General features: G+C 69.1%; 20 protein-coding genes. 9 read left to right on the top strand and 11 right to left on the bottom strand.

Annotated features, from left to right (window positions below; all coding sequences use genetic code 11):
- The first annotated feature begins 29 nt into the window (after positions 1-29).
- Together AAG689_RS01295 and AAG689_RS01290 are read left to right on the top strand one after the other, a co-directional pair.
- On the top strand, positions 30-749 hold the full coding sequence (locus AAG689_RS01295; RefSeq protein WP_406624446.1) for a ComF family protein: 720 nt from the start codon (positions 30-32) through the stop codon (positions 747-749).
- Positions 750-821: 72 nt separating this feature from the next.
- Positions 822-1,313, top strand: a complete 492-nt coding sequence (locus AAG689_RS01290) for a tRNA (cytidine(34)-2'-O)-methyltransferase (RefSeq protein ID WP_406624445.1) — start codon at positions 822-824, stop codon at positions 1,311-1,313.
- A 4-nt stretch (positions 1,314-1,317) separates the two neighbouring features.
- Here the strand turns inward: AAG689_RS01290 and AAG689_RS01285 are convergent, their stop codons facing one another.
- The 3 genes from AAG689_RS01285 to AAG689_RS01275 form a co-directional block, all read right to left on the bottom strand.
- Entirely contained in the window at positions 1,318-1,785 is a 468-nt protein-coding gene (locus AAG689_RS01285; protein WP_406624444.1) for a MaoC family dehydratase, read from the bottom strand.
- A 49-nt stretch (positions 1,786-1,834) separates the two neighbouring features.
- Positions 1,835-2,461, bottom strand: a complete 627-nt coding sequence (locus tag AAG689_RS01280) for a ParA family protein (RefSeq protein ID WP_020230757.1) — start codon at positions 2,459-2,461, stop codon at positions 1,835-1,837.
- An 80-nt stretch (positions 2,462-2,541) separates the two neighbouring features.
- Positions 2,542-3,180 (bottom strand): LysE family translocator, encoded by a 639-nt coding sequence (locus AAG689_RS01275; protein ID WP_406624443.1) that lies wholly within the window; start codon positions 3,178-3,180, stop codon positions 2,542-2,544.
- A gap of 84 nt (positions 3,181-3,264) precedes the next feature.
- On the opposite strand from AAG689_RS01275, the gene kefC reads away from it, so the two are divergent.
- Positions 3,265-5,100: a glutathione-regulated potassium-efflux system protein KefC gene (gene kefC, locus AAG689_RS01270; RefSeq protein WP_406624442.1), complete on the top strand. Its 1,836-nt coding sequence runs from the start codon at positions 3,265-3,267 to the stop codon at positions 5,098-5,100.
- Positions 5,101-5,157: 57 nt separating this feature from the next.
- Here the strand turns inward: kefC and AAG689_RS01265 are convergent, their stop codons facing one another.
- The 5 genes from AAG689_RS01265 to AAG689_RS01245 form a co-directional block, all read right to left on the bottom strand.
- Positions 5,158-6,141: a Bug family tripartite tricarboxylate transporter substrate binding protein gene (locus tag AAG689_RS01265; RefSeq protein WP_406624441.1), complete on the bottom strand. Its 984-nt coding sequence runs from the start codon at positions 6,139-6,141 to the stop codon at positions 5,158-5,160.
- A gap of 36 nt (positions 6,142-6,177) precedes the next feature.
- Positions 6,178-6,891 (bottom strand): SDR family oxidoreductase, encoded by a 714-nt coding sequence (locus AAG689_RS01260; RefSeq protein WP_406624440.1) that lies wholly within the window; start codon positions 6,889-6,891, stop codon positions 6,178-6,180.
- Positions 6,892-6,973: 82 nt separating this feature from the next.
- Entirely contained in the window at positions 6,974-8,176 is a 1,203-nt protein-coding gene (pcaF, locus tag AAG689_RS01255; RefSeq protein WP_406624439.1) for a 3-oxoadipyl-CoA thiolase, read from the bottom strand.
- A 76-nt stretch (positions 8,177-8,252) separates the two neighbouring features.
- Positions 8,253-8,897, bottom strand: a complete 645-nt coding sequence (locus AAG689_RS01250) for a 3-oxoacid CoA-transferase subunit B (RefSeq protein ID WP_406624438.1) — start codon at positions 8,895-8,897, stop codon at positions 8,253-8,255.
- Between the two features lie 2 nt (positions 8,898-8,899).
- Positions 8,900-9,601: a 3-oxoacid CoA-transferase subunit A gene (locus AAG689_RS01245; RefSeq protein ID WP_020230764.1), complete on the bottom strand. Its 702-nt coding sequence runs from the start codon at positions 9,599-9,601 to the stop codon at positions 8,900-8,902.
- A gap of 78 nt (positions 9,602-9,679) precedes the next feature.
- Here AAG689_RS01245 and AAG689_RS01240 point away from each other — a divergent pair, with 78 nt between their 5' ends.
- Positions 9,680-10,477 carry an IclR family transcriptional regulator C-terminal domain-containing protein gene (locus AAG689_RS01240; RefSeq protein ID WP_024001726.1) on the top strand — a complete coding sequence of 266 codons (798 nt, stop codon included), beginning with the start codon at positions 9,680-9,682 and terminating at the stop codon, positions 10,475-10,477.
- A gap of 10 nt (positions 10,478-10,487) precedes the next feature.
- Positions 10,488-10,922 (top strand): DUF1841 family protein, encoded by a 435-nt coding sequence (locus tag AAG689_RS01235; protein WP_406624437.1) that lies wholly within the window; start codon positions 10,488-10,490, stop codon positions 10,920-10,922.
- On the opposite strand, the gene AAG689_RS01230 is transcribed toward AAG689_RS01235, so the two are convergent.
- Both AAG689_RS01230 and AAG689_RS01225 read right to left on the bottom strand, forming a co-directional pair.
- Positions 10,883-11,755: a universal stress protein gene (locus tag AAG689_RS01230; RefSeq protein ID WP_406624436.1), complete on the bottom strand. Its 873-nt coding sequence runs from the start codon at positions 11,753-11,755 to the stop codon at positions 10,883-10,885. The genes AAG689_RS01235 and AAG689_RS01230 overlap by 40 nt on opposite strands.
- Before the next feature lie 428 nt (positions 11,756-12,183).
- Positions 12,184-12,843: a c-type cytochrome gene (locus AAG689_RS01225; protein ID WP_406624435.1), complete on the bottom strand. Its 660-nt coding sequence runs from the start codon at positions 12,841-12,843 to the stop codon at positions 12,184-12,186.
- Positions 12,844-12,948: 105 nt separating this feature from the next.
- On the opposite strand from AAG689_RS01225, the gene AAG689_RS01220 reads away from it, so the two are divergent.
- From AAG689_RS01220 to AAG689_RS01210, 3 genes are read left to right on the top strand one after another with little or no spacing between them, the layout of a single operon-like run.
- A complete protein-coding gene (locus AAG689_RS01220) occupies positions 12,949-13,791 on the top strand; it encodes a MoxR family ATPase (protein ID WP_020230769.1) in 843 nt (280 codons plus the stop codon).
- 13 nt (positions 13,792-13,804) lie between these two features.
- Positions 13,805-14,044, top strand: coding sequence for a hypothetical protein (locus AAG689_RS01215; protein ID WP_406624434.1), 240 nt, complete (start codon positions 13,805-13,807; stop codon positions 14,042-14,044).
- Positions 14,045-14,046: 2 nt separating this feature from the next.
- A complete protein-coding gene (locus tag AAG689_RS01210; RefSeq protein ID WP_406624433.1) occupies positions 14,047-14,646 on the top strand; it encodes a GNAT family N-acetyltransferase in 600 nt (199 codons plus the stop codon).
- A 25-nt stretch (positions 14,647-14,671) separates the two neighbouring features.
- Here AAG689_RS01210 and AAG689_RS01205 read toward each other — a convergent pair whose 3' ends face one another.
- A complete protein-coding gene (locus tag AAG689_RS01205; protein ID WP_406624432.1) occupies positions 14,672-15,685 on the bottom strand; it encodes a Bug family tripartite tricarboxylate transporter substrate binding protein in 1,014 nt (337 codons plus the stop codon).
- Positions 15,686-15,938: 253 nt separating this feature from the next.
- On the opposite strand from AAG689_RS01205, the gene AAG689_RS01200 reads away from it, so the two are divergent.
- Positions 15,939-16,718, top strand: a complete 780-nt coding sequence (locus AAG689_RS01200; RefSeq protein WP_406624431.1) for a GntR family transcriptional regulator — start codon at positions 15,939-15,941, stop codon at positions 16,716-16,718.
- Positions 16,719-16,721 lie beyond the last annotated feature (3 nt).

Below are 16,721 nucleotides of genomic sequence, written 5' to 3'. Positions count from 1 at the left end.
CCGCAAATGGCCGCGAGTATATTGAGCCCATGCGTTTCACGCGCTCCACGGGGATTTCGCGGCCCTGGGCCAACCACCTTGCGGCCCTGCTGCCGAGCCAGTGCGCCGTCTGCCGCGCATGGCCCGCGCAGCGCGTGTGCGCGGCCTGCCGCGGCCAGTTCGTCCCGGCGCAGGCGCGCTGCGCCACCTGCGCGCGCACCGTGCCCGAGGGCTTGGCCCGCTGCGGCGAATGCCTGGCCCATCCGCCACCGCTGGACGCCTGCATCGCTGCCGTGCCCTATGGCTACCCCTGGGCCGGCGCGCTGGCGGAGTTCAAGTTCCGCGCAGACCCCGGCTGGGCGCAGGCGCTGGCCGGCCTCATGCGGGAGGCCCCGGGCGCCCGCGATGCGCTGGCCCAGGCGCGCTGGGTGCTGCCCGTCCCGCTGTCGCGGGCGCGGCTGCAGGAGCGCGGCTACAACCAGGCTCTGCTGCTGGCCCGCGCGCTGGCGGCTCCCCTCGTGCACGCCGGCGTGCTGCTGCGCAGCCGCGCCACCGAAGCCCAGAGCGGCCTGCCGCGCGCGCAGCGCCTGCGCAATCTGCGCGGCGCCTTCGCGCTCGATCCCCAGGCCGCGCCGCTGCTGGCGGGCACGCAGGTGGTGCTGGTGGACGACGTCATGACCACGGGCGCCACCCTGCACGCTGCAGCCGCACTGGTGCGCGAGGCGGGCGCGCGGCACGTGTCGGCGCTGGTGCTGGCGCGCACGGAGTGACGCGGGCCGGCGGCGATACGTTTCTTTACGACGAGCGCCCCCGCCTGCCCGCGCGCCGCCGACAATAGCCGCATGTTCCACATCGTCCTTGTCGAGCCCGAGATCCCGCCCAACACCGGCAACGTGATCCGGCTGGCCGCCAACTCCGGCTGCATGCTGCACCTGGTGGAGCCCCTGGGCTTTTCGATGGAAGACCGCCTCATGCGCCGCGCGGGGCTGGACTACCACGAGTACGCCGACGTGCGCCGCCACGGCGGCTGGACGGCGCTGCTGCGCGACGAGGAGCCCGACCTCTCGCGCATGTTCGCGCTCACCACGCACGCCACGCAGTCCGTCTACGACACCGGCTTCCTGCCGGGCGACTGGCTGGTGTTCGGCGCCGAATCGCGCGGCCTGCCGGCCGAGCTGCGCGAGACCTTCCCGCCCGCGCAACGCCTGCGCCTGCCCATGCTGCCCACGCAGCGCAGCCTGAACCTGTCGAACGCGGTGGCGGTCACGGTGTACGAGGCCTGGCGGCAAAACAGCTTCCTCACGCCCGCGCCGGTCGCCGCCGCGCAACCCTGACCGGTCAGCCGGCAGGCGCGCCGTAGCTGCGCACCAGCGCCTCGGCCACGCACACGGGCTTGTCGCCGCCCTCGCGCTCCACGGTGACTTCCCAGGCCATCTGCAGACCGTCCGGCGGCGCCGGTTCGGCCGCGGCCAGCGTCAGGCGCCCGCGCAGGCGGCTGCCGACGGGCACGGGCGCCGGGAAGCGCACGCGGTTCAGGCCGTAGTTGACGCCCATGCGCGCGCCTTCGATGGCGAACGCCGCCTCCATGAAGCACGGCAGCAGCGACAAGGTCAGGAAGCCGTGGGCGATGGTGGTGCCGAACGGCCCCTGCGCCGCACGCTGCGGGTCGGTGTGGATCCACTGGTGGTCGCCCGTGGCGTCGGCGAACAGGTTCACCTGCGCCTGGGTGACTTCGATCCAGTCGGTCACAGCCACCTCCTGCCCGATGCAGGCGGCCACCTCGGAATAGCTGCGGAAGGTTTTCATGCGGCGACTGTAGCCAGCGGGCCGTGCGGTCCTTGTCCGGCAAGCGACATCAGGCGCCAGCGCCGTCCAGCCAGGCACAGATGCCCTGCCACTGCTCCAGGTCGCGCGCCACGCGGCCGGGCGACAGGTCGAACAGCGTCAGCCCGTGCGCGGCCAGGTGGATGTAGTTCTGCGTATCGCGCAGGTAGCCCAGCACCGGCAGGCCGAGGCTGTCGACGAAGGCATGCAGCTTGTCGGCGGCGAGGGTACGCGCGTCCACGCGCATGCCCACGATGCCGACCTGCGCCTGGCCGCCCAGCCGGTGCTCGGCCAGGTCGTCGAGAAACTGGCGCGTGGCGAAAATGTCGAACACGCTGGGCTGCAAGGGCACGACGATGCGGTCGGCCAGCCGCAGCACGTCCTTGAGCCGCCATCCGTGCAGGCCCGCGGGCGTGTCCAGCACGGCGTGCGTCGCCTCCCTGGGCGGCTTGCCGATCCAGTCGGAGTTCACGTCCCACAGCCCGATGGGCCGCGCCGCCGCCGGGCGCTGCTGCAGCCACAGCCGCGCAGACTGCTGGCGGTCCACGTCGCCCAGCACCACCGTGTGGCCCCGGCTGGCGAAATAGCCCGCGATCTGGGTGGCCAGCGTGGACTTGCCCACGCCGCCCTTGGGATTTGCGACTGCGACCACCGGCATGCGTGCCTCCAACATTGATGACAATGAAACGGGCCCTGGCGCTTATCCAGCAAGCGCGAGCAGCTCTCTTTTCAATAGTATCAGCCGTGCTGCGTGCCGCGCTTGACGAAGAACAGCCCCGCCCCCACCAGCATCAGCAGGCCGCCGAACACGCGGTTTTGCGCACGCATGGCGCTGGCGCTTTGCATCAGGCGGCGCAGCGCGCTGGCGCTGGCAGCGTAGCCGTTCATGACGATCAGGTCCACCGAGAGCATGGTAACGGCCATCACCAGCAGTTGGAGCCACAGCGGGCGCGCGTCGGTCAGGAACTGCGGCAGCACGGCCACCATGAAGAGGATGCCCTTGGGGTTGGTGGCATTGGTCAACAGGCCCGTGAGCACGCGGCGGCGCCAGCCCGCGGGCACGGCCACAAGGTCGCCGCCCAGCGTGCCCTTCGCACCGGCGCGCCACTGGCACCAGCCCAGGTAGATGAGGTAGCAGGCACCGAGCACCTTGACGGCGTTGAAGACCAGCTCCGACGCGATCAGCAGCGAGCCCACGCCCGCGCCCACCACGACGAGGATGAGCAGCAGCCCCAGCTCCAGCCCCAGGATGGTGGCGCCCGTCTTGCGCACGCCGTACGACAGGCCATGGCTCATCGACAGCACCGCGCCCGAGCCGGGCGAGATGGCAATCACCCACGATGCCGCGAAGAAAGCCATCCAGGTATGCCAGTCCATCAGGAGAGAGTCCTACGAAAACGAAGGCGGGATTCTATCGGTGCAAAATTTCCGGCTCCCCCGCTGCCCCGCCCCTTCTCCACCATGGCCCACGCCCCCGTCTGGCTCACCTACGGATTCACCTACCTCGCCGCGGCCGTGATCGCCGTGCCCATCGCGCGGGCGCTGGGGCTCGGCTCCATCATCGGCTACCTCGCGGCGGGCATCGCCATCGGGCCGTGGGGCCTCGGGCTGGTGAGCAACGTGCAGGACATCCTGCACTTCGCCGAGTTCGGCGTGGTGCTGATGCTGTTCCTCGTGGGGCTGGAGCTGCAGCCCAGCCGCCTGTGGAGCATGCGCCGCCCCATCTTCGGCCTGGGCACGGCGCAGGTGCTGGGCTGCGCCGCGCTGCTGTGGGCCGCCGCATGGGCCTGGGGGCTGCCGTGGCGCGTCGGCCTGGTGGGCGCATTGGGGCTGGCGCTGTCGTCCACCGCGATCGCGCTGCAGGTGATCGCCGAGCGCAACCTCATGGGCACCGACAGCGGGCAGAAGGCGTTCTCCATCCTGCTGTTCCAGGACGTGGCGGCCATTCCCATCCTGGCGCTGCTGCCGCTGCTGGGCGTGGGCGGGCCGGCGCACGCGCACGGCGCGCAGGACCTGCTGCCCGAGGCGCTGCGGATCGTCGGCGTGGTGGGCGCCATCGTGCTCGGCGGGCGGCTGCTGCTGCGCCCGCTGCTGCGCTGGATCGCCAGGAGCAATACGCCCGAGATCTTCACCGCCGCGTCGCTCTTCCTCGTGGTGGGCATCGCCATGCTGATGCTGTCGGTGGGCCTGTCCATGGCGCTGGGCGCCTTCCTCGCGGGCGTGCTGCTGGCCGACAGCGAGTACCGCCGCGAGCTGGAGACCGACATCGAGCCCTTCAAGGGCCTGCTGCTGGGCCTGTTCTTCATCGCCGTGGGCATGAGCATCGACTTCGGCGTGATCCTGCGCCAGCCGCTCACCATGCTCGCGCTGGTCGTGGGCTTCCTCGCCGCCAAGGCCGTGGTGATCTGGCTGCTCGCGCGCGTGACCGGCATGCCCTACCAGGAGCGGCCGGTGTTCACGCTGCTGCTCGCGCAGGGCGGCGAGTTCGCGTTCGTGGTGTTCCAGAGCGCGGTGAGCTTCCGCGCCATCGAGGCGGAGATGGCCTCGCTGCTCATCGGCGCGGTGGCGCTGTCGATGCTGCTCTCGCCGCTGCTGCTGGTGTGGCTGGACCGCGCGCTGCTCAAGCGCCACGCCACGCTCAAGGCCGAGCCCCAGCACGCCGACGCGATGGCCGAGCCGCAGACCGCGCCCGTCATCATCGCGGGCTTCGGCCGCTACGGGCAGATCGTGGCGCGCATGATGCTCGCGCAGGGCGTTCCCGCCACGGTGCTCGACCACAGCGTGGAGATGCTCGAGGTGGCCCACACCTTCGGCTACCGCGTCTTCTATGGCGACGCCACGCGCGTGAACCTGCTGCGCATGGCAGGCGCAGAGCACGCGCGCATCCTCGTGGTGGCGGTGGACGCGCCCGAGCAGTCGCTCAAGATCGTGCAGCTCGCGCGCAAGCATTTCCCGCAGCTGGAGATCGTGGCCCGCGCGCGCGATGTGACGCACTGGCACGCGCTGCGCGACCTGGGCGTGACGCACGTGCAGCGCGAGCTGTTCGAGTCCAGCCTGCGCACCGCGCGCACGGTGCTCGAACTCTCGGGCGTGCCCGCGCAGGAAGCCCAGTTCCTGGCCGAGCGCTTCCGCGCCCACAACATCCACCTGTCCGACCTCATGTACGAGCACCACCACGACCGCGAGGCCATGATCGCCGTGGCCAAGCAGGGCCGCCGCCAGCTCATCGAGCAGATGGCCAAGGAGCGGCAGGAGCGCATGCAAGCGCAGGAAGCCGCGCGCGGCGATTCAGCATGAAAAAGCTGCCAGCGCTTGTCCACCAAGCGCTGGCAGCTATTTTTCAGATAGCACCTGTCAGTCGGCCGTCGCGCCCGACTCCTTCACCACCTTGCCCCACTTGGCCGTCTCGGCCTTGATGAAGGCGGCGAACTGCTCGGGCGTCTCCACCACCACGTCGCCGCCCTGATCGGCGATCTTCTTCTTCACGTCGGGCTGGCTCAGCACCTTGGCCAGCGCGGCGTGCAGCTTGTCGAGCACGGGCTTCGGGGTGCCCGCCACGGCGAACATGCCGAACCACGAGGTGGCCTCGTAGCCGGGCACGCCGGCCTCGGCGATGGTGGGCACATCGGGCAGCTCGGGCGAGCGCTTGGCCGTGGTCACGGCGATGGGGCGCAGCTTGCCCGAGCGCACATGCTGGATGGCCGAGGGCATGTTGTCGAACATGATGGGGATCTGGTTGCCCAGCAGGTCGGTCACGGCCGGGGCGCTGCCCTTGTAGGGCACGTGTACCATGTTGACCTTGGCCATGCTCTTGAACAGCTCGCCCGACAGGTGAATGGAGCTGCCGCTGCCCGAGGAGCCGAAGTTCACCTCGCCCGGATGGGCCTTGGCGTAGGCGATCAGCTCCTGCACGGTCTTGTACGGCTGCTTGGGGTTGGCCACGAGCAGGTTGGGCACGGTCGCCACGCGCGACAGCGGCGCGAAGTCCTTGATCGGGTTGAAGGGCATCTTCTTGTAGAGCGCTTCGTTGATCGCATGCGTGCCCACGGTACCCATGAACAAGGTGTAGCCGTCAGGCTGCGCCTTGGCCGCGAGCGAGGCGCCGATGTTGCCGCCCGCGCCGGGTTTGTTGTCCACGACCACGGACTGGCCCAGCTCGGTCGTCAAGGCCTGGCCGACGATGCGCGCCAGGATGTCGGTGGTGCCGCCGGCCGAGAACGGCACGACGATGGTGATGGGCTTGGTGGGAAAGTTCTGGGCCGAAGCGCCCAGCGGCAGGGCGGCGGCGATGGCGGCGGCCAGCAGGGTGCGGCGGGCGGTGCGGAAGGTGGAGTTCATGGCGTTTCCTTGTCTCTGAAAAGGGGAGGGATGCAGTCAGACGCCGGCCACGCCGACGGTCATGCCGCCGCAGACGTAGAGCACCTGGCCGGTGACGAAGCCGCTGCGCGCATCCAGCAGGTAGGACGCGGCGTGCGCGATGTCTTCGGGCGTGCCCACGCGCTTGACGGGCACGGCGTCGATGATGGCCTGGGTGCGCGGCGCGCCCGGCGGGTTGGCCTTGTCGAACAGCTCGGTGCGGATGGGGCCCGGGCCGATGGCGTTGGCGGTGATGCCGTGGCGCCCCAGCTCCAGCGCCCACACGCGCGTCATGCCGATCAGGCCGGCCTTGGTGGCCGAATACGCGGTGCGCAGTTCCTTACCCAGCGCAGCGCGCGAAGACATGTTGACGATGCGCCCGAAGCCCGCCGCGCGCATGCCAGGCAGCAGCGCCTGCATGCATTGCAGCGCGCAGCGCAGGTTGAGCGCCACGGCCAGGTCGAACTGCGCGAGCGTCTGGTCGGCCGCCTCAGCCGGCACGACGATGCCCACGTTGTTGACGAGGCGCGTGATGGGGCCGCCGGCCAGCGCCTGCTCCAGCGCGCGCGCCGTCTCGGCAGGGTTGGAGAGGTCGGCCTGGATGCCGCCGGGCACGTGGTCGACCGCGCGGTCGATCACCACGGGCTCGTAGCCGTCGGCACGGCAGCGCTCGGCCGTGGCGGCGCCGATGCCCGCGCCGCCGCCGGTGATGAGGACGCGTTCTTTTTTCATCGCCGGGCCGCCCCAAGATGAAAAAGCGGCCCCCTCGGGGGGCAGCGGACTACGCGAAGCGAGGAAGCGTGGGGGCTCTGTTTCATACGCGCTCCAGGATGACGGCGATGCCCTGGCCCACGCCGATGCACATGGTGCACAGCGCGTAGCGGCCGCCCAGCGTGTGGAGCTGGCTCACGGCCGTGGTGGCGAGGCGTGCGCCGGAGGCGCCCAGCGGATGGCCCAGGGCGATGGCGCCGCCCCACTGGTTCACGCGTTTGTCGTCGTCGGCAATGCCCAGATCACGCAGCACGGCGAGGCCTTGCGCCGCGAAGGCTTCGTTGAGCTCGATCACGTCCATCTGGTCGAGCGTCAGGCCCGTGAGTGCCAGCACCTTGCGCACGGCGGGCGCGGGGCCGAAACCCATGATGCGCGGCGCCACGCCGGCCGTGGCCATGCCCACCACGCGGGCGCGCGGCGTCAGGCCGTATTGCCTCGCGGATTCTTCGCTGGCGAGCAGCAGCGCGCAGGCGCCGTCGTTCACGCCGCTGGCATTGCCCGCCGTCACCGTGCCGCCTTCGCGCACCACGCCCTTGAGCTTGGCCAGCGCCTCCAGCGTGGTGGCGCGCGGGTGTTCGTCCTGGCTCACCACGATGGGGTCGCCCTTCTTCTGGGCGATGGTGACGGGCACGATTTCCTGGGCGAGATGGCCCGCGGCGATGGCGGCGGCGGCCTTCTGCTGGCTGGCCAGGGCCATGCGGTCCTGCGCCTCGCGTTCGATGCGGAAGTCGTCGGCCACGTTCTCTGCCGTCTCGGGCATGGAGTCCACGCCGTACTGGGCCTTCATCAGCCTGTTGACGAAGCGCCAGCCGATGGTGGTGTCGTACACCGCGTTGCTGCGGCTGAAGGCGCTTTCGGCCTTGGGGCTAACGAACGGGGCGCGGCTCATGCTCTCCACGCCACCGGCGATCATCAGGCCGGCCTCGCCGGCCTTGATGGCGCGCGCGGCCGAGCCCACGGCGTCCAGGCCCGAGCCGCACAGGCGGTTGATGGTGGCGCCGGGCACGTCGATGGGCAGGCCCGCGAGCAGCGCGGACATGCGCGCCACGTTGCGGTTGTCTTCGCCGGCCTGGTTGGCGCAGCCGTAGAGCACGTCGGTCACGGCCGCCCAGTCGACGCCGCTGTTGCGCTGCATCAGCGCACGGATGGGCACGGCGCCGAGGTCGTCGGCGCGCACGCCGGCCAGCGCGCCGCCGTAGCGGCCGAAGGGGGTGCGCACGGCGTCGCAGATGAAGGCTTGGGTCATGGTGTCTCCTGGCAGGAACTATGAAAAAGTGAGCTGCCAGCGCTTACTCAGCAAGCGCTGGAGGTCGATTCGATGCTTATTGCTGGATGGGCAGGCCGAGGATGCGTTCCAGCTCCACATGCGTGAGGCCGGGCACGGTGTCGATCAGGCGCAGGCCCTGGGGCGTGCATTCCAGCGTGCACAGGTCGGTGTAGATGCGCTTGACGCAGGCCAGGCCCGTGAGCGGGTAGGTGCAGGCCTGCACCACCTTGCTTTCGCCGGCCTTGGTGAGCAGGTCCATCATCACCCAGGTCTGCTTGGCGCCCACGGCCAGGTCCATCGCGCCGCCCACGGCGGGAATGGCGCCCGCCTCGCCCGTACTCCAGTTGGCCAGATCGCCCGTGGCGGAGACCTGGAACGCGCCGAGCACCGAGATGTCGAGGTGGCCGCCGCGCATCATCGCGAAGCTGTCGGCATGGTGGAAGAAGCAGCCGCCGGGCAGCAGCGTCACGGGCTGCTTGCCGGCGTTGGTCAGGTCGTAGTCCTCCTGGCCTTCGGCCGGCACCGGGCCCATGCCCAGGATGCCGTTCTCGCTGTGCAGGATGACCTCGCGGCCTGCGGGGATGTAGTTGGCCACCTGCGTGGGCATGCCGATGCCGAGGTTCACATAGGCGCCGTCGAAGATGTCCTGCGCCACGCGCTGGGCGAGTTCGGACTTGCTGCGTTTGGTGTAGTTGCTCATGTTCAGGCCGCCTTCTTGAAACCGCCGGCCTTGGTCGCCACGCGGGGCACCTGGACCACCTTGCTCACGTAGATGCCGGGGGTCACCACGGCCTCGGGGTCGAGCGCGCCCAGCTCCACGATCTCGTGCACCGTGGCCACGGTGAACTTCGCGGCCGCCGCCATCACCGGGCCGAAGTTGCGCGCGGCCATGCGGTAGGTCAGGTTGCCCCAGCGGTCGCCCTTCTCGGCTTTCACCAGCGCCACGTCGCCGTAGATGGGGTACTCCAGCACGTAATGCTTTCCGTTGATCTCGCGCGTCTCCTTGCCCTCGGCGAGCTGCGTGCCGTAGGCCGTGGGGCAGAAGAAGGCGCCGACGCCCGCGCCCGCCGCGCGCATGCGCTCGGCCAGATTGCCCTGGGGCACGAGTTCCAGCTCGATCCGGCCAGCGCGGTAGAGGTCGTCGAACACCCAGCTGTCCACCTGGCGGGGGAAGCTGCAGATGATCTTGCGCACCTGGCCGGTCTTGAGCAGCGCGGCCAGCCCTTCGTCGGCATTGCCCGCATTGTTGTTGACCACCGTGAGGTCGCGCGCGCCCTGGGCGATGAGGCCGTCGATGAGCTCGATGGGGTTGCCCGAGGTGCCGAAGCCGCCGATGAGCACCGTGGCGCCGTCCTGCACGCCCGCAAGCGCCTCGGCGATGGAATCCGCAATCTTGTTGATCATGTCTCGCTGGAAATTGGAGGGTGGATTTGTTCGTAATTCGAACTTTTGTTCGTATAATGAATTTTAGGAGGATCACCCATGAATGAACACCCCTCGGAACTAGGTAGTAACCCTAGGCCAGGAGACAGTTACGTGCAGTCGTTCGCCCGCGGGCTGGAGGTGATCCGCTCGTTCAGCGCTGCTGCGCCGCAGCAAACGCTGAGCGAAGTGGCCGCGCGCACCGGCCTCACGCGCGCCGGGGCGCGGCGCATCCTGCTCACCCTGCAGACGCTGGGCTACCTGGAAAGCGACGGACGGCTGTTCCGCCTCACGCCGCGCATCCTGGACCTGGGCTTCGCCTACCTCACCTCCATGCCCATCTGGGACCTGGCCGAGCCACAGATGGAAGCGCTCACCGACCGGGTGCACGAGTCCTGCTCCGCCGCCGTGCTCGACGGGCAGGAGATCGTCTACGTGCTGCGCGTGCACACCCACAAGATCATGAGCACCAACCTCGCCGTGGGCTCGCGCCTGCCGGCGTTCTGGACCTCGCTCGGCCGCGTGCTGCTGGCCGACCTGCCGGAGGACGGCCTGCGCGCGCGCCTGGCCACCCTGCCCCGCCGGCAGTTCACGCAGCACACGCTGCTGGACGACGAGACGCTGCTCGCGCGCATCGGCGAGGCGCGCGAGCAAGGCTGGTGCCTGGTCAACCAGGAGTTGGAGGAGGGTCTGATCTCCGTCGCCGCGCCGCTCAAGAACCGCGCGGGCGTCACCGTGGCGGCGCTCAACATCAGCGGCCAGGCCAACCGCACGAGCGCGCAGGTGATGCGCGAGCAGTTGCTGCCCGAGTTGCTGGCCACGGCGCAGGCGATCTCGCGCACGCTGCGCACCCGCTAAGCTCGCAGCCATGTTCAAGCCCACCCAAGCAGACGTGCGCCGCTTCTTCTGCGCCGCACACGCCAAGCAGCAGGCCGGCCAGCCCATGGAGGCCATCGAGACGCTGGCCGGCCTCTGGACAGCCGAGCACCCCGAATACCACGCCGACCTGTCCGACGCGGATGCGGCCATCGCGCGCAACTACGACGAGACGCCCGGCCACACCAACCCCTTCCTGCATCTGTCCATGCATTTGTCGATCAGCGAGCAGTGCAGCATCGACCAGCCGCGCGGCATTCGCCAGGCGGTGGAGCTGCTGGCCCGGCGCCTGGATTCGCTGCACGAGGCGCACCACGTGGCCATGGAATGCCTGGGACAGATGCTGTGGGAGGCCCAGCGCTCGGGCCGCCCACCCGACGGTGAGGCCTACGTCGCCTCGGTCCAGCGGCGCGCCACGGCGGACTGAGCACCCGCCTGCGTGCCCGGGTAGTCCTGCGGGTACACGAGCACGTCGCAGCCCACGCCGTCCAGCACCCGCCGCGTGGCGCTGCCCCGCAGCAGGTCCCCCAGCAAGCCGCGGCGGCGGTGCGCCAGCGCCACCAGGTCCGCGCCCGCGCTCTCCTGTTGCACCGCGAGCTGGCGCGCCCTGTCGCCTGCGCCCACGGCCATGCCCACGCGGTTGCGGCGCGCCTCGAACACATCGGACAGGCGCACGCGCCGGCCCTGCGTTTGCCGCCGCACCTCGTGGCGGTAGTCCCGCAGGGCCTGCGCCGTGGATTCGCAGCGCCGGTCCGCCGCATGGAACAGCTCTACCGCGGCCGCGGCCTCCAGTCCGCCCGCGTAGCGCACCAGCGCGTCCGACGCGGCGGAAAAGTCCACGGCCACGAGCACATGCGCATAGGCGCCGTGCACCGGCTGCTGCACCACCAGCACCGGGCAGGAACTGGCGCGCAGCACCCGTGCCAGCGTGCTGCCTCCCAGCAGGCCCGCCATGCCTGCGGGCGGGCGCCGGTCCATCACCAGCAGGTCCGCGCCGGCCGCGGCGCGCAGCGCCTCGCCGGCCACACTGCCACCCCGGTGTTCCAGCGCTTGCACGGGCAGCCCATGCCTGCGGGCCAATTGGCGCGCACGCTGCTCCAAGCGCGCCTGCGGATCGGTGAATCGGGGATGCGGCGTTTCGGCGCCGAAAAGAATGTGCAGGCGCGCCTGGTGCGCGGCGGCCAGCAGCGCCGCGCGGTCCAGCGCCAACTCCCCCGCGGTGGAGAAGTCGGTGAGGGCCACGATGGATTGGATGCGCATGGGGAAAGCTCCTGGTCGGCGAACGAGAGCGCCGGCGCACCCATGGCGCCGGCGGCGGCTGCGTCATCGCGCAAGGCCACGGACATGCGGCGTGCGCGCCGTGGCATGGCGCCCGGCGGTACGGGATGACGCTCTCAGGAAGCGAGGGAGGAGGAGCACCGCCGGGCCAGGAGATCTGCGGCCGGCGACGCTGGTTTCAGAACACCCATCCTGCGCATGGCGCGTGCCGACGCCACGGCCGCCGAAGCGAGCCGCACGATACGCACGCACGGGGTGGAAACCAGGAAACGCATAGCGCGCCATTGTAGGAAGCACCTTCCGCGCGGACAACGATTCCGCACTGGTCCGTGCCAGATAGCACGGCGCGCGTGCACAACGAAAAAAGCCCGCAATAGCGGGCTTTTGGAAGAATGCAGCGGAATCCGCGGTCAGCGGAAGCGCGACTGCGGCACCACCTGCAGGTCGCCGTCGAGCGAACTCACGTAGCCTGCGAGCGCCTTCAGCTCGGCGTTGGTGAACTGCTTGGCGATACCCGCCATGACGCCGTTGGAACGGCCCACGTAGGCGCCTTTGTCGGTCTTGTACGACTTGAGGGCCACAAAGAGGTAGTCCGCATGCTGGCCCGCGATCTTGGGATAGCTCGGGTCGATGGGCTTGGAGAAGTTCTCGCCGTGGCAGGACACGCAGGCGCCCTTTTGCAGCAGTTGCGCCACCTGCGCGCTGGGCTCGCGCGACGGCTTGGCCGGCACCTCGCCCTGCTTGCCGTGCTCGGCGTAGTAGGCGGCCACGTCTGCCACGTCCTGCTCGGTCAGCGAGTCGGCGACGCCGCGCATGGTGGGATGCTTGCGGTCACCCTTCTTGTAGGCGTCCAGCGCAACGGCGATGTACTTCGCGCCTTGGCCGGAAATCATGGGCACCTTGTGCACCTCGGGGAAACTGGCCTGGTAGCCGGGGATGCCATGGCAGCCGATACACATGGCGATCTTCTGGGCCCCTGCCTTGGCGTCCCCCTTGATTTCCTCCGCGTGGAGCAGGCCGGTCGCACATGCGACAGTCAGGCCGAATATCGTGGTCAATGCTTTTTTCATTTTGCGCGCACAATCTCAGTGATTGGTTGTCTCGGCTGATCAGCAAACGATTATAGCCAGCGCCTGTCAAGCCCTTTCATCAACGATTTCCCTATTCATCGGCCCATGAAATTCCAAGGCTCCCAGAACTACGTCGCCACCCAAGATCTCATGCTGGCCGTGAACGCGGCCATCACGCTGCAACGCCCGCTGCTGGTCAAGGGAGAACCCGGCACCGGCAAGACCATGCTGGCCGAGGAAGTGGCGCAGGCGCTGGACATGCCGCTGCTGCAGTGGCACATCAAGTCCACCACCAAGGCGCAGCAGGGCCTGTACGAATACGACGCGGTGAGCCGCCTGCGCGACAGCCAGCTGGGCGACGAGCGCGTGAAGGACATCCACAACTACATCGTCAAGGGCGTGCTGTGGCAGGCCTTCACGGCCGACCGGCCCGTGGCCCTGCTGATCGACGAGATCGACAAGGCCGACATCGAATTCCCCAACGACCTGCTGCGCGAACTCGACCGCATGGAGTTCTACTGCTACGAGACGCGCGAGATGGTGCGGGCCAAGCACCGCCCGCTGGTCTTCATCACCTCGAACAACGAGAAGGAGTTGCCCGACGCCTTTCTGCGCCGCTGCTTCTTCCACTACATCAAGTTCCCCGAGCCCGAGACGATGAAGAAGATCGTCGACGTGCACTTCCCCACGCTCAAGGGCGACCTGCTCACCGTGGCGATGAAGACCTTCTACGACGTGCGCGGCCTGCCTGGCCTGAAGAAGAAACCCTCGACCAGCGAACTCATCGACTGGCTCAAGCTGCTCGTGGCCGAGGAGATCCCGCTCGAAGCCCTGCAGACCGCCGACAACAAGGTCGCCGTGCCGCCGCTGGTGGGCGCGCTGCTCAAGAACGAGCAGGACGTGAGCCTGTTCGAGAAGCTGGTCTTCATGAACCAGCGCAACCGCTGACCGGGCGCGCACGATGAGCACCGCACGCCGTTTGCTGATCGAGGGCGCGTCGGACGCCGTGGGCTTCGTGGGCGGCGCGCTCACGGGCTTCTGGGCCACGCGCCTGCTGGGCTGGGACATCTTCGCCGAGGGCTACGGCACCGGCAGCATCCTGGGCATCGCCCTCGTGGGCCTGGGCGGCGGCCTGGGCCTGCACCTGGCCCGGCGCTGGCGCACGACGCGGGCCGCGTCCACCGAACACAAGGAGAACTGAGCATGGCATTCGTGCAATCCGTCACCCTGCGCGAGCGCGGCGTGCGCCTGGAGCCGTTGGCCCTGTCCCACGAGGCAGGCCTGGCTGCCGCCGCGGCCGATGGCGAGCTGTGGAAGCTGCGCATCACCTCCGTGCCCGAGCCGCAGGACACGCGCGCCTACATCGAGACCGCCTTGCAGATGCGCGAGGAAGGCCACCGCTTCGCCTTCGCCGTGGTCGAGGACGCCACCGGCCGCGTGCTCGGCAGCACCAGCTACCACGACATCCTGCCCGCCGTGCGGCGCGTGGAGATCGGCTGGACTTGGTACGCCAAGAGCGTGCAGCGCAGCCACGTGAACACCACCGCCAAGCTGCTCATGATGGGCCACGCCTTCGACACGCTGCAATGCCACGTGGTGGGCTGGCGCACGGACAACTTCAACTTCGCCAGCCAGCGCGCCATCGAGCGCCTGGGCGCGAAGAAGGACGGCGTGATCCGCGGCCACGCACCGCGCCGCGACGGCACGATCCGAGACACGGTGATGTACAGCATGCGCGCGGGCGAGTGGCCCGAGGCGCGCGCGCAATTGCTGTACCTGCTGGGCCGTCACGCCACCGCCTGACGCATGCGGCGCCGAAGGCCGCAGCTCAGTCCACTTTCAGATTCAGCTCGCGCGTCATGCGCCGGTAGCTCGGCCAGGTACGGTCGATGAATTGGCGCAGCGGTTCTCCCGTCAGGATCGGGCCTTCCTCATGCAGGGCCTCACGCACCGTCTTGATACGCGGCGACTCGCTCACCGACGAGACCATCAGATCGGCCAGCCGCCGGGCTATTTCAGGCGGTGTGCCGGCGGGCGCGAACAGCATGTTGCACTCGGCCAGATCCTCGTAGGCCGGCCCCTTGAAGCCTGCATCGACCCAGCGCGGGATGCCCGGCAGTCTGCCCGACCGTTCTCCGACGGTGATCACTACCGGCCGGATGGCACCCTTGTCGAGCCCCGCACCCACACCCGCCAGCGAGCCTGCGCCCATGTCGATGGTGCCTGCATACAGGTCCATCAGCATGGCTCCGGTACCCTTGTAATTGACGACGTTGAACTGCCCGCCCGTGTCCTTGGCCAGTTGGGCCAGCATCAATTGCCAGCCCGATCCGATGGAATAGTTGCCGATGTTGACCGGCTTTTTCTTGGAATAGGCAATCACCTCTTCCAGCGTCCGGGCAGGAAAATCCTTGTTCACCACGCCGACCACCGGGCCTACGCCCATGGCCGCGATCGGCAGCAGATCCCTGTCGGTGTCGATCGGCGGCTTCTTTAGCAGCGCCGGGGCCTGCGCAGGCTGGCTGTGCAGCGATATCAGCAGCGTGTAGCCGTCGGGTGCGGAGCGCGCCACGTTCTCCGCGGCGATCATGCCTCCGCCGCCAGGCTTGTTCTCCACCACGACCGGCACGCCCAGTTTCTGCGACGCGTAGTCGGCGAACGCACGCGCAGTCGAATCGTTAGACGACCCTGGCGCCTGACCTGCGACGATGCGGATGGGCCTGGTGGGCCAGGCATCGCCGGCATGCGCAGGCAAGGCATGGGCCGCCAGCGAGGCTGCCCCCAGGGCAAGCAAATGGCGGCGGCCCAGGGCCGAATGGGATCGTTCTGAATCGAAGGGCATGGCAAGCTCCTGAAAGGGCCGGACGGAGTTTTTCCGCCAGCCGTTGTCTCCATTGTTGGCGGCACCATTCGCGAATGCGCAAGCGCCGGAATCGGGCCCCGCTCGAGGCCAAAGTCAGTATAGAAATCGGTCCTTCGGCGCTCCTTGCGGGACAACCCCCGCTTGTCCGCCACCCACCGGACAAGCAGGGGTTGTCCCGAACTCCAAGGGCCAGCGCGATCCACGAAGCTTGTCCGTACAAGCCAATCCACCCATGCCGGCTCCAAATCCAACCACCTACACAGGCAAACGCAATCTCGTCTGCGCCCATCTGGCCCAGGGAATCGAATGCGGGCGTTGGCCCGTCGGCGCCCTGCTGCCGGCGGAAACCGCACTTTGCAAGGAACTACAGGTCAGCCGCCATACGGTGCGTGCGGCGCTGGCGGAACTGCAGTCAGCAGGATTGGTCACCAGCCACCAGGGCGTGGGCACGCGCGTGCTGCGGCGCAGACCGGAGCAGACGCCATCGCACTCGCTGCAGGACATCTCGGATCTGGCGCTCTACGCACGCAACACCACGGTACGCATCCTGGACGTGAAGGAGGTCGTACTGGACGGCCCCACCGCCGAGTGGATCGGCGCGGGCGCCGGCGAGGCATGGTGCCAGGCCCGCACATTGCGCACGGCCGCGGAACAGGACGCCCCCATCGTCTTGTCCTCGGTCTGGGTGCCTCAGGCCAGCAGGCCGGCCATCGAGGCCTCCGGGCGCTCCGGACTGCCGGTGTTCATCGAGGTACAGCGGCTGCACAGCCGCATGGTCAGCGAAGTGCGCCAGGTCATCGGCATCGCCATCGCCACGCGGGAGCAGTCCACGCTGCTGCGCTGCAAGCCTCGCGAGCCGCTACTAAGCATCCAGCGTTGGTACTACGGCCAGCAACGCGCCCTGCTGGAGGTGACCGACTCGCTGCACCCGCAGGACCGGTTCCAGTATGCCGTCACGCTGCGCCACGCCTCCGGCGGCAGCATCACCCAATCCTCGCCTCAACAGAAGTGAAAG

Origin of the sequence: Acidovorax sp. SDU_ACID1, assembly GCF_045291395.1 — a bacterium.
GTDB lineage: Bacteria > Pseudomonadota > Gammaproteobacteria > Burkholderiales > Burkholderiaceae_C > MR-S7.
This window is presented reverse-complemented; position numbering and strand designations above follow the sequence as displayed.

Excerpts from the sequence above, each read along its gene's own strand:
- kefC (WP_406624442.1), top strand. The coding sequence starts at position 3,265 with ATGGCCCACGCCCCCGTCTGGCTCACCTACGGATTCACCTACCTCGCC.
- AAG689_RS01220 (WP_020230769.1), top strand. The coding sequence starts at position 12,949 with ATGAAATTCCAAGGCTCCCAGAACTACGTCGCCACCCAAGATCTCATG.
- AAG689_RS01280 (WP_020230757.1), bottom strand. The coding sequence starts at position 2,461 with ATGCCGGTGGTCGCAGTCGCAAATCCCAAGGGCGGCGTGGGCAAGTCC.
- AAG689_RS01235 (WP_406624437.1), top strand. The coding sequence starts at position 10,488 with ATGTTCAAGCCCACCCAAGCAGACGTGCGCCGCTTCTTCTGCGCCGCA.
- AAG689_RS01210 (WP_406624433.1), top strand. The coding sequence starts at position 14,047 with ATGGCATTCGTGCAATCCGTCACCCTGCGCGAGCGCGGCGTGCGCCTG.
- AAG689_RS01295 (WP_406624446.1), top strand. The coding sequence starts at position 30 with ATGCGTTTCACGCGCTCCACGGGGATTTCGCGGCCCTGGGCCAACCAC.
- AAG689_RS01285 (WP_406624444.1), bottom strand. The coding sequence starts at position 1,785 with ATGAAAACCTTCCGCAGCTATTCCGAGGTGGCCGCCTGCATCGGGCAG.
- AAG689_RS01240 (WP_024001726.1), top strand. The coding sequence starts at position 9,680 with ATGAATGAACACCCCTCGGAACTAGGTAGTAACCCTAGGCCAGGAGAC.
- AAG689_RS01230 (WP_406624436.1), bottom strand. The coding sequence starts at position 11,755 with ATGCGCATCCAATCCATCGTGGCCCTCACCGACTTCTCCACCGCGGGG.
- AAG689_RS01260 (WP_406624440.1), bottom strand. The coding sequence starts at position 6,891 with ATGAAAAAAGAACGCGTCCTCATCACCGGCGGCGGCGCGGGCATCGGC.
- AAG689_RS01275 (WP_406624443.1), bottom strand. The coding sequence starts at position 3,180 with ATGGACTGGCATACCTGGATGGCTTTCTTCGCGGCATCGTGGGTGATT.
- AAG689_RS01215 (WP_406624434.1), top strand. The coding sequence starts at position 13,805 with ATGAGCACCGCACGCCGTTTGCTGATCGAGGGCGCGTCGGACGCCGTG.
- AAG689_RS01250 (WP_406624438.1), bottom strand. The coding sequence starts at position 8,897 with ATGAGCAACTACACCAAACGCAGCAAGTCCGAACTCGCCCAGCGCGTG.
- AAG689_RS01225 (WP_406624435.1), bottom strand. The coding sequence starts at position 12,843 with ATGAAAAAAGCATTGACCACGATATTCGGCCTGACTGTCGCATGTGCG.
- AAG689_RS01290 (WP_406624445.1), top strand. The coding sequence starts at position 822 with ATGTTCCACATCGTCCTTGTCGAGCCCGAGATCCCGCCCAACACCGGC.
- AAG689_RS01200 (WP_406624431.1), top strand. The coding sequence starts at position 15,939 with ATGCCGGCTCCAAATCCAACCACCTACACAGGCAAACGCAATCTCGTC.
- AAG689_RS01265 (WP_406624441.1), bottom strand. The coding sequence starts at position 6,141 with ATGAACTCCACCTTCCGCACCGCCCGCCGCACCCTGCTGGCCGCCGCC.
- pcaF (WP_406624439.1), bottom strand. The coding sequence starts at position 8,176 with ATGACCCAAGCCTTCATCTGCGACGCCGTGCGCACCCCCTTCGGCCGC.
- AAG689_RS01205 (WP_406624432.1), bottom strand. The coding sequence starts at position 15,685 with ATGCCCTTCGATTCAGAACGATCCCATTCGGCCCTGGGCCGCCGCCAT.
- AAG689_RS01245 (WP_020230764.1), bottom strand. The coding sequence starts at position 9,601 with ATGATCAACAAGATTGCGGATTCCATCGCCGAGGCGCTTGCGGGCGTG.